Origin of the sequence: Acidisoma sp. L85, from assembly GCF_009765865.1 — a bacterium.
Lineage (GTDB): Bacteria > Pseudomonadota > Alphaproteobacteria > Acetobacterales > Acetobacteraceae > Acidisoma.
The window spans coordinates 70,326-83,449 of sequence record NZ_LMUQ01000003.1; the positions used below are offsets into that span (position 1 = coordinate 70,326).

Consider the following 13,124-nt stretch of genomic DNA (forward strand, 5'->3'; position numbering starts at 1 on the left):
TTGGGAGAACCTATACGAGTGGATTACGAGAAGAACAAAGGCGGATTTAGAATTCGAATATCATGCGCTCGTTGAGCGTCAGCGTTCTTTGTACGTAGACAAACTACGGTCCGCCCGACGGCGACGCAGGGGGCTGGCTTCTGCATGACTGCGTCGGCAGACGTATTGTAAATCGCGCGCCACTCCCATTTGTTTGGCTCCCAGCAGAGATCTGTCCGCCATGCGCCTCGATGATTGTGCGACAGATGGGCAGGCCGATGCCCATTCCCGTCGCTTTCGTAGTAAAAAAGCTCTCGAAGAGCCGTCCGGCGTCGTTTACATCAATTCCGGGTCCCGTATCCTCGACCTCGAGTAGAATGCCACCGTCTAGTGCCGCGGCTGTGCGGACGGTCAGTATCCGCGTAGGACTATTGTCAAGAGCCATAGCTTGGATTCCGTTGATCGCAAGGTTGACGACCACCTGTTGGAGCTGAACGCGGTCGCCCAGAATCTGCGGCAACTCAGAGGCCAGATCTAACGACACGGTGACCTCATTTCGCTGAAGTTCATGGCGCAGGAAGAGCACCGCCTCCTCAACAATCAAGTTGACACTGACGCTTCTTTGTTCCGGGACGGTTCTGGAAGCCATTAGCCGAACTCGGTCGATGATGTCAGCGGCCCTCTGAACCTCCGTAGCAGTTCTGGCAGCAAGTTCTCGGACTTCTCCGATGTCGGGCGGGGAGTGTTCCAGCCAAAGCAAACTCGCCTCAGTATTAGTCCCGATCGCGGTCAAAGGCTGGCTGACTTCGTGAGCGATCGAGGCCGTAAGCTCACCCAAGACGGAAACTCGCGCGGCATGAGCGATCTCAGCTTGGACGCGCGCAAGCATGTCCTGTGCTCGGACGCGATCACTGACATCGATCAAACCCACAAGGCTGAGATTTTGCTCTCCTGGTATAGGGGAGAAAACCGAGAAGAATAGTGCATCAAGGATTGTTCCGTCATGGGCCGGCATCTTGACCAATGCCTCGTAACCCGGCTTTCCGGAATACCGAGCGGCCGCTGCCTCGCGAAACATGTCACGAGACTCGGTCCAATACCGGGCTACAGAACCTTTAAACTCATCTGCAGATTGCGCACGAAGCATACTCACGGTGCGGTCATTGACCTCAACGATCTTTAAGCCGTTTAGGACACGGTCCAATAGCTCGGGATGCGTCTTGAGGTGATCCGAGAAGTCAGTCACTCCTTGCGAACGAGCTTCGTCAAAGATGTCAACGACCTCCTGGCCCTCCAGCTGTAGGAGTGCGACAGGTAGAAAGTGGAAAAGGTCCCGGTAGCGCCGTTCGCTTCGCTCCCGCGCCGTTGTAGCTCTTTTGGCCTGTGTGACGTCCACGACGCCCACTAAGACACGCGTTAGTTCGAGGAGTTGCGGAGGATAAGAGACGGCATACAGCGTGTCGTAACGCTGACCCGCGAGAGACAGCAACACGACCTCTGACGAGTAATGGTCCTTCTTCTCGAACACCGCCACGAGGCTCTCCGCAAACACGCCCAGGCTCTCGTCCGGCCAAAGTCGGTCGAAGCTACGCAGCAGGGTCTCGCGGTTGCCATCACCAAACGTCAGGAAGCTTTGGTCGTTGCAGCCGGTAATGCGAATCATCTCGAGCAGGCCTCGCACATAGCCGCTGTTGTTCTGGAGAAATGCGCGGAAGTCGACCGCTCCCGAGTCCAACAGTTCTCGCACCGACTGCGCGGCTTCAGAGAAATCTAGCTCGAAGAACGATGCCACTGATGACTTGAAAAGACTCTGGTATTGATGCTGGACCCGCTCCAGAGCTTCCTCCGTCCGCCGGACGTCAGTGATGTCCCTGCTGGTCTCGACAATGTCGATTGGACCTCCAGCGAGGTCGCGCCGAAGGGACCACTTTGCCTTAACAACGACCGTTGCTCCGGATTTTGTTCGCCGGACAAATTCCCCTCGCCATATGCCGACCTGGTTTATCTTTTCGAGAATCACCTTCAGGGGCTGCGAGGGAGAACAGCGGACAGCAGCCTGAATCACTCCTCCGATGACGTCTTCTCGCTTCCACCCGTAGAGGCGTTCTGCTTCCGCGTTCCAAGCTGTCACCCGCATGTCAAGACCGAAAACAGCTACGCTCTCCTCCACAAGATCAACCACGTCAACCCGCCGGCTGGCATCCGAGGGTAACTTGTCGCCTGGAATGGCGGAGGAGAGGGATAGTCGATCAGACATGTGGGATAGGTTCACCTTCTTACGACGCCGGCCTTATCGACGTCATCCGGCAAGCGCTCGTTGGACGCATTCGATCAATGCCGATGCCTTGAAAGGCTTGCGGAGCAGGCAGAAGGCCCCGCTCGAAACTGCTAAACTTTGCAGTCGCTGTTCGACTCTTGCGGTGATCATGATCACGGGTATTTTGCAGTCTTGAGCGTCAAGGCGTCGTTTTAATTCTATCCCATTTAACCCCGGCATCTGGATATCTGTTATGATGCATTGCGAGGCTTCATGGCTTAGATCCTTCAGGAATGCCTCCGCGGAGCTGAAAGCGCAGACTCTGAACCCCTTTGCCCGCATCAGGCCAGCCACCGCAGAGAGTGTTGCCTCGTCATCGTCAATGATCGAGATCAGCGAGTCTTTCACGACTGTCGCCCTTTGTGACATACAGTGCCGCCCCGGAAGATGGCTTACGGTCGAGGATAAGATTCGCATGATAATCTTCGAAAGAACACCATCTCTAGGTGTTACGGCCGCAGCGCCCTGTTGTGAACCGCTGAAGGAGCATGGAGAAAGGCGCTTCTATGGGTCGGTACGAGGGCGAGAACCGGCCGTCCGCAGCATTTCCGTCATTTTCACAAGGTCGGCTACTGAGCTTGCCCCCATCTTCTTCATAGCGGAGCCCCGATGAATCTTAACGGTCACCTCGCTGAGCTGAAGTGTAGCAGCCATTTGCTTATTCATCTTCCCTGCAGTGACGAGAGCGACGACTTGCGCCTCACGAGGCGTTAGCGTCGCGTATCGCTGCTTGACTATATTAACTTCACGGTCCTCCATGCGACGTGCAAAGTCGCGGGAAAGAGCGGTCGAAACTGCATCTAGGACGTCTTGATGTCGAACGGGCTTGGTTAGGAAGTCTACTGCACCAGCCTTCATTCCCCTCACGGACATCTGAACGTCGCCGTAGCCCGTCATCAAGATAATAGGGATGTGGATTCCCTTCTGCTGGAGCGATGTTTGGAAGTCGAGGCCATTGGTCCCTGGAAGGCGAACATCCAGCAGAAGGCAAGACGGAACGGCGGGCAAAACGCTTCCGAGAAATTCACTGGCCGACCCATAAAGGCGCGCTTCATTTCCGACCGAGCGGACGAGGCTCCCTAGTGCCGAGCGTACTGCCTCGTCATCGTCGATAATATGTACTAAGCCAGTTTCGGCCATGACGTAGGATACCAGGGGGAGCGACTTTCGGCGATGACTTGTCCGCTAGGGCGCCTAAGGGCCTTCACCCAGACACGCTCTTCGGTAAAGCCTGGGATGTCGGACCGTTTGAAATCAGTCATAGCCAGAGATACCTATGGCTATCCGAAGAACAGCTCAGCCATCGCGACATCGGAGAGGTAGGTGTCCAACCTGGCCAGTTTGTCACCCCGGAAACTGAAGACGGCCACGACCTGCTCGTCGAGGAGTCGTCCGTCCCTATTTCCCGTATTGTGTAGAAGGAAACTCACTCCACTGAACCCGAACACCGCATGGAGAATCTCGACCTTGACGCCGAAGGAAGCGATCGTCTGAGCGCGCTTCATGACGCCCTCGACGCCGCGGGCCTCTCCGGAAATCGAGCTGGACCCGGGGAAACTCCATACAAAATCATCGACCGCAACTTTTCTGATCACATCAGCATTAGGACGGCTCAGGACTGAAAGGAACGTCTGCCCCAGTTCTTGTCGTTTCTCAGTAGTCATGTTTGATCTTCCATGCGACCATTCTCGCAGTGAGGTCCCGCCTATCGATCTCCGGGACGCTGCCCAGGTACAGGGGAGTCTAGGCGCAAATCGTCGCCTGACAATCCACTCTACAGATAGGTTGTCATATACACATGTATGATTTCCCACCGGCGTTCCGGCAAGCCTCGCTGATCAAGTCGTTGAGCTGGATTGGGCAAGCCTACTCGGCTCTGTAAGCCAGAGCCAAGTAGGCTTGCTTGGCAATCGCAGCTGCCCTACGTGCGTCTGCCGCCATGCCTAGGATCAGCCTGCGCGCGCTATCTATATCTGCCGGCTCTTGGTCCAACCAATGGACCGCTGTCTCGCCAGCAAGAACAATCGCGGCTAACGGTTGATTCACTTGATAGGCCATTGTTGCGGCCATCTCCTTTAGCGGATCGCCCGACTGACTTCCGTCCGTGATGGCGCGTGAAAGCCCTGCAAAGGGCTCATCCTGCTTCGCATGATGCTGCGATGGAGGGCGTTCCACGATACCTCCAAATGGGTTTGCCGTTCCGGATCCGACGAGGGCCACCATAGTCGATGGCGGCGGAAATCCGTGGTGCAACCGCGCCTCGGACCAGGTTCATGTGACTTTTATGCAATTTCGCCCCAGCGAGCGGTGAGTAGCGAGCACCGGGTCAAGCGGATTGTTAATGTCGGGTCTAATCGAGACGCGCAGCGCGCCAGGCTCGCGGAGCTGTTCCGACAATGGTTGAGAAGACCCGTGTAAAATGGCTTGGGTTAGCAAATCCACACGCTGCGGCTATTTGGGCGAGAGACAGCCGCGATGTGAGCAGTAGCTCTTTCGATAGCTCTACCCGGGCTTCGATAAGCCACTGATGCGGGGTCTTTCCCGTTGTCCATCTGAATGCGCGAAAGAAATGGCCGCGAGAAAGGCCGCATTCTTCAGCGAGTTTTTCGACTGAAATCGCGCCGACGATGTGCGCTTGCATCAGTTCCTTGGCTTTATGTTCCTGCCGGGGGGTCAGTCCGCCTCGGCGGAATGCGCGCCGCCCAGCCAGACGCGCATAGTGGTAGACAAAGCGCGACTGCAGCTCGAAGGCGATCTGGTCGACCAAGAGCTGGCTTGCTTCTGCTGGTCGCTCGAGCCAACCCATGATAGAAGAAGCAAGTCCTGCTACAACCTGATCGGAGAACGCCTTTCCGGAATCGATACTGCAGCCGTCGACACGTGGCAGCTCGTGTTCATCAGTAAAGTCGTTTAAGGCCTGGCGCGGCAAGTACAAGTAAATGAAGTCAAGGGGCTCCCGGATGTCGGCGCGTATCCCCCGCTGAAGATCGTAGAAATGGACCTGTCCGGGCTGTATCGGGTCCCATTTTGTGGGTCGCTCGCCTACCCACAACTCGCTCTTTGAGAACTCTTTTCTCAAATAGGCCAGAACAAAAGCCTCTTGGGGCGGAACTTGTAGCATGCCATGACCGATGCCCGAGTGGACTATCCGGGCGGCGGCAAACGGACCATTCTTCACCCCCGCCACCATGGGTGGATCTGGCTCGTCGGTTCGAAAATTCTTGGAGAATGCTTCCCCCGCCGAACTCCCGCTGGTCATCCTTACTACCCCCTGCGCAGCAGCTAGAGGTATAGCCGGGCCCTGGGCAAGGTGTTTTTGACCCATTCCCATTGGAGACCTGGATTGGCCCGAGATCTACTGCCAACAGGAGCCTGGGCCCGTCAACAGCAACCAATCTGGATCCACAACACGACTATGGACATCGAATCCGCGAGCTTACTACGCCTTGCGCTGCACCGGCGCTCTTTCCCCAAAGGCGCGCGCTTTTCCCTCCGTCAGCGTTTGGTCTTTGCTCGAACAGTGCCGACGGTGAATCTCATATGAATAGACCTACCCAAGATCATGAGGATTCGCGGCGGCCATAAGTTGGTTATAGAGCGTCCAGTGCTACAGCCTGGCGTATCCGTCCTGGATCCAGTCAGATGCCAGCCGGCCGTATTCGGCCGCGGCGTCTTCCCAAGCGAAGTGTCCACAGTCGAGGATGTCGAGTTTGCTTTTTGGTAGTCCCCTGTGTAGTCCCTCCGCGTTCGAAACTGGAACGTAAGGATCGAATTTGCCCGCGATAATCTCGCAGGGCGTATTAATCGCGGATAGCCGGGTGGCGAGACGCGGAAGCGCTTGTGGGTAGTGTCGGACAAAAGCGACCGACTGAAGGAATCGATCTCCCTTGTAAGACGCCAAATAGTCTTCCAAGACGTAGTCAGGCAGGTCGTAGTTTTTCAGATTTTGCACCGCTCCACGGACGAATTGCGCACCTGTCATGTTCCTGAAGGGATCAATAGAAGGTGCGTTGACCAATTCCTCTAGAATGTCGCCGATGTCGCTGGGATCAGTCGCGCCACCGCCGATGATCATGCTCTTGAAGAGCTCGGGGTGGTTGGCAGCCGCATAGAGTAAGGACGGAGTACCAATGTCCGGCCCCACGGCATGGGGCTGGCGAAGCCTGAAAGCCGCCAGAATGTGCGGGATGAAGTCCCCCATCGCCTCGGGCGCCATGATGCCGGGGCGACCCTCGGAGCGACCAAAGCCAGGCAGGTCGACGGCGACGACCGGTCCCAGCGCAGTGAAGACGTCCCATGTCGGCAGATAGGTGTAGATACTTTCGGGCCAGGTCCCAAGAAGCAGAATGGGATGGCCGGTTGCGGCCTCGCTCGTTGCGTATCGGATCTTCAAGCCATCGATGATCTTGAATTGAAGGCTGCCCAAACTCGCTGACATGACTGTGGTCCTATCGGCACTAGGATTCGTTTCCAACGACTTCTCTTAAACTGTCCGCGACAGAGTCTCCTTACATCCTCAGAACATCGTGTTCTCGTTCAGTGAAGTATCCGGAATTGCCTGAATGACATCCCAGTGCTCCACGATCTTGCCTTTTTCCAGCCTGAAAATATCGATGATAGCGTCGCCGTTCTTGCCGAAGAACCCTGTCCAATGGCAGTGAAGAACGACGAACTCTCCATCCGCGAAGACGCGCTTGATCTCGCCACGGGTTTTCGGGTAGTTGCCCACGATCCACTTGACGTAGCTTCTCAGTCCATTGAACCCGTCGGCCGCGAACGGGGTATGTTGCGTGTAGGACTTCCCACCATAGAGCTGAACAGCCGTATCAACATCTCCCTCGAAGAGGGCTTTTTGATAAAAAGCAACGACAATCTTCTTGTTCTCTTCCAATTTAGTGCTCTCAGCCGGCATGGCCATCTCCCTCGCAATGGATAATTCTCATGTGCGCAGCGTGGGTGGACGGAACTATTCCAGCAATTGAACTCATGTTTTGGTCAGATAATACCTGCATATAGGTCCGCCCGCGATCGAGTCTCAAGACCCTAAACACGCTGCCATAGGTATCCGGAGGAGATTGTGAGTTCGAGATGGTCGAGTTCCTCCTCGAGTTGATGGAACACATGATCACCAATCGCGCGGCGGCGTCGCAACTCGATTAGGCGGGAGCGCTGTATTTTTATGACCGATCGATTTAGTGCGGTACGATCATCCCGATGCTCGGAGCCCAGGCTCCCCGTCCCAGCCTTCCATTGTGCCCGAATTCCGTCGCGCAGTGCTTCCGCAGCCGGCTCCGAACTCCTTTCGAGCGCCTGAATGGCGGACGTCGCGAGCTCCGCCCTTGCCCGGCGCATCTCCATTTCCGGGGTCACCTCGTCATGCGCGCCAAGAAGTAAGAGAAGGGGACGCAGCGTCATTCCCTGTATGACGAGCGTGCCAAGTGTCACAAAAAATCCGGTAAAAACCAGGAGTGAACGATCAGGAAAACCCTGAGGAAGGGCCAAGGCGCCGGCAAGAGTGACAATTCCCCGCATGCCGCACTAGGAGATGATCAGACCACCTTGCCATGTCGCCTTCGACCCAGGAGGCATCAGAATCCCGTTGCGTCCAAGGCTGGTGCGAGCCAGCGTGTTGTAGAACATCGCCCAGATGATGCGGACACCAATCACTGTGGTAAGGACCGCTCCCGCGAACCAGAACCAACTCTTCAGCTGTGTAGCGGGTGCGGCAGCCAATATCGGTCGTAGTTCAAGACCAATAAAGACGAAAGCGAAAGCGTTCAAGGCTAGGACGGCGGTCTTCCAAACCGCCTGGGAGGGGCGACGAAGGCGGGCGGGCAACTGCACCGGCGAATACACTCCCAGCGTCAATGCATAGGAAACGACTGCCAGAACGGCAGACATGTCAAGAGCATCCGCGAGCAACCAAACGCCGAAGCTGCTGACGAACTGGATTATAATCGCATTCTGGATGTCGTTCATGCGACGCGTCAGCCAAATATTCGCCACTGCGAGAAGAGGGCCGATGATAACGGCGCCGAGAACGGAAACAAGGAAGACCGGCGCGACGGACCATGCATGGAAGTGTCCGCCCCCTACCACGGCTCCAACGGAGAAGCGATAGACAAGCAGGGACGAGGCGTCATTGAGGAGGGATTCCCCCTCCAGCGCCACCGCTATTCGCCGTGGCGCATTGAGGTGACGAAGAATAACCGCTGCGGCCGCGGCATCGGGAGGCGCGACAATGGCTCCCAACGCGATCGCAGCGCTCAATGGGAGCCCCGGTACGAACTGGTGTGCCACAAAGGCGACGGCGACCGTAGTGAGGCCAACGGCACAAAACACGAGACATGTGATGACGACCCAGTAGGCTTTCAGATCATGGGACGAGACATCATAGGCAGCGTCGACAAGCGCCGGCGCGACGAGGAGTGCCAGTACCAGCTCAGGATCCAGGCTGATCGGAATCGATATCGGCGATAGTGCTAGCGCGACTCCGCCCAGCGCCAGGAGGGCGGGATAGGGGATATGCATCTTGCCAGCGAATGCGGAAATTAAGACAGACCCCGCTAGCAGGGCAAGCACCGCCACGAAAATCGTCATCGACCGTTCTCATGGAAATCGGCCGAGACGGCCTTTCGGCCTGGCGAATCAAACATTATGGTGTGCCGCCAGAGCCGCATTCCAAGGCGCGGAGCCCGTATATGTATCAACTGGCGCAGGCGCCCATCCGACACGGTCCAACAATGCACAAAAGGTGCCGACATCGTACGATCGAATCTCTTCGTGAGCCCGAAGTAATTCCCGAATGCGACGACACGGTCTCCTTCCGTGATGAATTCCCCCGGAACGGTTCGAAACTCCTTGAAATCCCTCTGCATCGGCTCGAAAAGTCTGGTCGCCACCGCGGTCACCAGCGCGGTCACGCCGCGCAACGTTCCATTAAAATACGGTGTGCGCTCGGCTTCCGTCCATTCGATCTCCGGATCAAGAAGCTTGATCGCCTGTGGTTCGTCACCCACCGCGGGCAGGGAATAGAACTCCCGCACTACCTGTAAGGCTTCGCCCATCGTCTCTCCGCTCTTGCATTGCGCGCCTCGACGTCAGATCGCTCTTCATCTGCGCCAATCTAGCGATCCGCTTACTCACATAGAACGAGTGCTGGCCGAGTTGATCCTTTAGTCCACTTCGGCTAGCGATCCGGGATGTCGACAAAGTGCTGTCACCTCAACCTCCATATATGGGTGGAGAGGAAGGGACTCCAGAATCTCGTGAAGCTCGGCAGGAGTTTCGACCTCGAAGATGCTGATATTCGCGAATTTCCCAACGACGCGCCAGAGATGCAGCCAATTGCCTTGACGCTGAAGCTCAGCCGCCCGTTCGTGCTCTCGGGAACTCAGTTGCTTTATCCTTTCCGGAGTGACGTCATGGGGAATGCGGACAGTTATGGCGACGTGGAACAGCATGAACTTTTCTCGCGATGGTCAGGTCTGGTTCAGAACGTACGATTTCTTCCGAGAGGCGCAATTCCCAGTCTAAACAGCTTCTCACAAGCGTCGGCCCGGGAGACAATGACGGATGCCGCGGCGGTTGAAGTCTTTCGGAGATGCGCAGCAGGCCACTCGCCCTCGTTAGCCGATCGAGACCGGGCTTTGGCCCGTCATGGCATGAAGCAACACGAGGGCGTATTCCGACGCTGACTGCTGGTTCTGGCCCGTGACTAGCTTGCCGTCTCTAATGACATAGGGATCATTCGGCGCGACTCGCGAATAAACCGATCCGACTTCTTCCAGGACTGTCTGGGGGAAATTTGGAATCAGGAAGGTGCTGCCAAACATGCGCTGCAGTTCCTGATCTCCCTCGAGTGTGTAGCCTGTCGTCCGGCGGCCACGCACTCGCTCGGGAATATTGCCAAGGGCAATTGCACCGTGGCAGATGGCGCCGACGACCTTTTCTTTTGCCCAGAAATGTTCCAGCACTCTTGCCACGTCCGCGTTCGGATAGAGATCAAAGGTGGCGCCCCGTCCGCCTGCAACGTGAACCGCATCGTATTCGTCCAGAGGGACGTCGCTGAGCTTCAGCGTCGTTTCCAGTCGCGCAACAAGGTTCTTGTCGGACAGGAAGCCTTTGCTGACCAGGTCATCGGCCTCGGTCGAATGCTCGAAATAGGGATCGCTATAGGGATCGTAAACAATTTTGCCACCCGCTGGGCTGGCGAAGTCGATCTCAACGCCCCGCTCGGTAAGGTGCCAATATGGATGTGTGACCTCCGATAGCCAGAATGCCGTATCTGAGCTGGAGATTATAAAAAGAACTTTCATTGCCTCACCCGTGCGTGATGTCATTTCCTGAGCTGAGCGTCGCATCGGTGCGCGACGCTCGATCGGAGGCTAGTAGTTGCCAGCGCTGGGGGCCATCAGACGAGCGGTTGAGGATCCCCATACCTTTGGGTTATCGTTCCATTCGGTGACGGGCCATCAGGCGCGAAGATTGGCTCGGCCTCTCGCACACCGCTAACGCAAATGCTCGCAGGCTTTCGCTATTTTTTAGTCGCGGGTGAGCATCTGCTTGACGTCGACGCCGCGGAAACGCGCGGACCCTATGTACGAAGGTGTTAGGGAACCAAAACCCATGTTCGGTTGTTGACGAGGCGGGGTCGGACCAAAGTTGTGGCCGTGATACCGAGCAGGCGTGGACGTCGAACCGCAAACCAATTCGGCGTCTGCTGCCACATCACCGCGTGTTTGAGGAGCTGAGGCGTGAAGTTCAAAGTCTTTGTCCGTAGGTTGCTCGTCATTGCATCGGCTGTCGCGGTGACGGGATCGCCGGCGATGGCGCGCCGCTCGGGAGACATCAGCGCCTCGACCGAGCAGCGGCTTCGTACACTCTACAAACAACTCATAGGTGCGGAGAATGCCCATGATATTGCCGCCGTCGGGCGTTTCATCTGGGATTCCCCGTCGGCGCTTTTCGTGGCGAAAACCAAGAACCCAGCGGAGGGCAACTGGGCCGGATTTTGGGGAAAAGGTGTGGTCGTCGATCATCTTAGCCAATTGTATAAGGGTACGTTCATCATGGCGCCCGACTACAGCCGAGAACGGGTCGTTCAGTTGGACCGCGGCGTCGCCGAGACCTATGTGCCCTTAGAGATTTCGGTCGCCTATGCTGGCCAATCGGGAAAGCCAAAGCCGTTTCTGATGATTGTGGAATGGGTAAGGGTCGGCGGCGAGTGGAAGATGGCAACCGATATTGCGCTGCCCATCCCACCTACTCCGCCCTCATGATGAGTTGCGATTGAGGCGCTAAGGTTAACGCGCGTCAATTGCGCCGAAAAGCTGAAGGGCATCTGCCCTGACGGGATCGTTGTCTATCTCGAAGATGTCGGCGGCGCCGTGTGGCAGGCTGTGCTGCCGCTGATGTGGTGGGAAAAAGTGCCGGACACACCCAAAGCCTTTTGGCGACGCGCCGCGTCGTAAGGTCAAGTTGATCCAGGGCATCGTGTTCTCCGTGACGTGATGGTTGAACTCGGAAATTCGGCGCACTTACGGATTCTCGATCTCTTCGACTCTTCCCGATAATGCGCGCCGGGTGTGGGTAACCATCAACGATATCGAACGAGACAACTGGGGGGTCGGCGGCCACACCGACTGGTTGCGCGACTATGTGAGCGCGCTGGATGGAATCGGCGACAATCGATCCTCAGGGGTGAAGTCAATTTTTGCTCCTCCATAGAATCGTCAAGCGTTTCCACGTCCTCGCTCGCCGGACGGCGCGCAATGTCGGAACACGCTCCCGGCGAGGCGAAGCGCTCGAACCCGAGACAGACCAACGCTTTCACCCGTAGGTTCCATAACCAACAAGTGGCGTGAAGGGATCCAAGGTTCGCCGCGCCGAAAGAGATGAATCACGATGGGGCAGCGTGCGGGATCGGAATTGCAATGTTGCTGGCCATTTGCCACCCTAGCGGTGTCTTAACCCAATCGACGATCATGAGAACGGGATAGGTCCTTGATTCCTGGCCCGGCTCGGCCGCTGTGATCCCACCGGTGAACGATGCGGCGCTGGCGGCCTCTCTGGCGGAGCGTCTGTGTGAGGATGAAGCTTTGGACATGGTGCCTTTCGTTCGGCAATATTGCCGCTTGGGCCGAAGCACGGCGCGTCGTCGGCGACGGCGAAACTACCAAGGGTTTGGCGGCCTTTGAACGACGCCGAGCCATTTTGGTCCATCAAGGAATAATAAAAGCGACACTGAATGATTCGAGCTTGTCGGGTCATTCGGTCGCGAGGCCGTAGGTAGGATCTTCGTGAGCGCACCGACGTATGCGAGTTACAGATTATGCATCGATTTGGATGTCTTCTTCGTATCGGTGGAGTAGCGCCGTTCACCAACAGCACTAGACTAATCAAATGCTTCATCCTGAAGCAGCTTAAAACACGGATTCCACAACGGCCTGCTACTTGAGGTCAGCGACCCGCACCCGCTCGCCAAAGGAGGCGGCGGTCAGGAGTTGATTCGTCTTTAGTGAGGTCAGCCATGGTGTTTCGTTCCGAGCCGCGGCAAGGGTCCCACCAAATGCCTTCTGCAAGGATTTATGGCGCCCCTCGCGAATGTCGACGAGTCGCGAGTTTTGGCGTCCGAGGTGAAAGGAGATCCCCGGACGCCTTCGGCGCAGGGTGAGCGACCAACGGCCGCCTCGCGATCCATCCGACTAGACCTGACCGCGGGGCACCCGGCCCTAGTGTCCTGGCCGAGAAATAACTAGACACCTTCGCGTGGCTATGATTCGCTGAGTTCCTGGCAGCGCAGGAGACGACGCGTGGCGACACCGAA

13 protein-coding genes are annotated in these 13,124 nt (G+C 56.8%); 1 reads left to right on the forward strand and 12 read right to left on the reverse strand.

Features of this window, described 5'->3' with window-relative positions:
- Positions 1 to 103: 103 nt before the first annotated feature.
- The 12 genes from GSQ83_RS00250 to GSQ83_RS00305 form a co-directional block, all read right to left on the reverse strand.
- Positions 104 to 2,236, reverse strand: a complete 2,133-nt coding sequence (locus GSQ83_RS00250; protein WP_158800702.1) for a PAS domain-containing sensor histidine kinase — start codon at positions 2,234 to 2,236, stop codon at positions 104 to 106.
- Between the two features lie 42 nt (positions 2,237 to 2,278).
- Positions 2,279 to 2,644: a response regulator transcription factor gene (locus tag GSQ83_RS00255; protein ID WP_158800703.1), complete on the reverse strand. Its 366-nt coding sequence runs from the start codon at positions 2,642 to 2,644 to the stop codon at positions 2,279 to 2,281.
- Positions 2,645 to 2,800: 156 nt separating this feature from the next.
- The gene (locus GSQ83_RS00260; RefSeq protein WP_158800704.1) at positions 2,801 to 3,436 is read right to left on the reverse strand and encodes a response regulator transcription factor; all 636 of its coding nucleotides are present in this window, start codon (positions 3,434 to 3,436) and stop codon (positions 2,801 to 2,803) included.
- 140 nt (positions 3,437 to 3,576) lie between these two features.
- Positions 3,577 to 3,960 carry a nuclear transport factor 2 family protein gene (locus GSQ83_RS00265; protein WP_158800705.1) on the reverse strand — a complete coding sequence of 128 codons (384 nt, stop codon included), beginning with the start codon at positions 3,958 to 3,960 and terminating at the stop codon, positions 3,577 to 3,579.
- A 686-nt stretch (positions 3,961 to 4,646) separates the two neighbouring features.
- Positions 4,647 to 5,555: an AraC family transcriptional regulator gene (locus GSQ83_RS00270; protein ID WP_158800706.1), complete on the reverse strand. Its 909-nt coding sequence runs from the start codon at positions 5,553 to 5,555 to the stop codon at positions 4,647 to 4,649.
- Between the two features lie 348 nt (positions 5,556 to 5,903).
- Positions 5,904 to 6,734, reverse strand: coding sequence for an alpha/beta fold hydrolase (locus GSQ83_RS00275; RefSeq protein WP_158800707.1), 831 nt, complete (start codon positions 6,732 to 6,734; stop codon positions 5,904 to 5,906).
- 78 nt (positions 6,735 to 6,812) lie between these two features.
- The gene (locus GSQ83_RS00280; RefSeq protein WP_216849842.1) at positions 6,813 to 7,208 is read right to left on the reverse strand and encodes a nuclear transport factor 2 family protein; all 396 of its coding nucleotides are present in this window, start codon (positions 7,206 to 7,208) and stop codon (positions 6,813 to 6,815) included.
- A gap of 131 nt (positions 7,209 to 7,339) precedes the next feature.
- Positions 7,340 to 7,828, reverse strand: coding sequence for a hypothetical protein (locus GSQ83_RS00285; RefSeq protein WP_158800709.1), 489 nt, complete (start codon positions 7,826 to 7,828; stop codon positions 7,340 to 7,342).
- A 6-nt stretch (positions 7,829 to 7,834) separates the two neighbouring features.
- Positions 7,835 to 8,896 (reverse strand): sodium:proton antiporter, encoded by a 1,062-nt coding sequence (locus tag GSQ83_RS00290; protein WP_158800710.1) that lies wholly within the window; start codon positions 8,894 to 8,896, stop codon positions 7,835 to 7,837.
- A complete protein-coding gene (locus GSQ83_RS00295) occupies positions 8,893 to 9,363 on the reverse strand; it encodes a nuclear transport factor 2 family protein (RefSeq protein ID WP_158800711.1) in 471 nt (156 codons plus the stop codon). The genes GSQ83_RS00290 and GSQ83_RS00295 overlap by 4 nt, the downstream gene beginning before the upstream one ends.
- A gap of 108 nt (positions 9,364 to 9,471) precedes the next feature.
- Positions 9,472 to 9,759, reverse strand: a complete 288-nt coding sequence (locus GSQ83_RS00300) for a muconolactone Delta-isomerase (protein ID WP_158800713.1) — start codon at positions 9,757 to 9,759, stop codon at positions 9,472 to 9,474.
- Between the two features lie 165 nt (positions 9,760 to 9,924).
- Positions 9,925 to 10,614 (reverse strand): type 1 glutamine amidotransferase domain-containing protein, encoded by a 690-nt coding sequence (locus tag GSQ83_RS00305; protein ID WP_158800714.1) that lies wholly within the window; start codon positions 10,612 to 10,614, stop codon positions 9,925 to 9,927.
- Positions 10,615 to 11,052: 438 nt separating this feature from the next.
- On the opposite strand from GSQ83_RS00305, the gene GSQ83_RS00310 reads away from it, so the two are divergent.
- Positions 11,053 to 11,577 (forward strand): hypothetical protein, encoded by a 525-nt coding sequence (locus tag GSQ83_RS00310; protein WP_158800715.1) that lies wholly within the window; start codon positions 11,053 to 11,055, stop codon positions 11,575 to 11,577.
- The last annotated feature ends 1,547 nt before the right edge of the window (positions 11,578 to 13,124 follow it).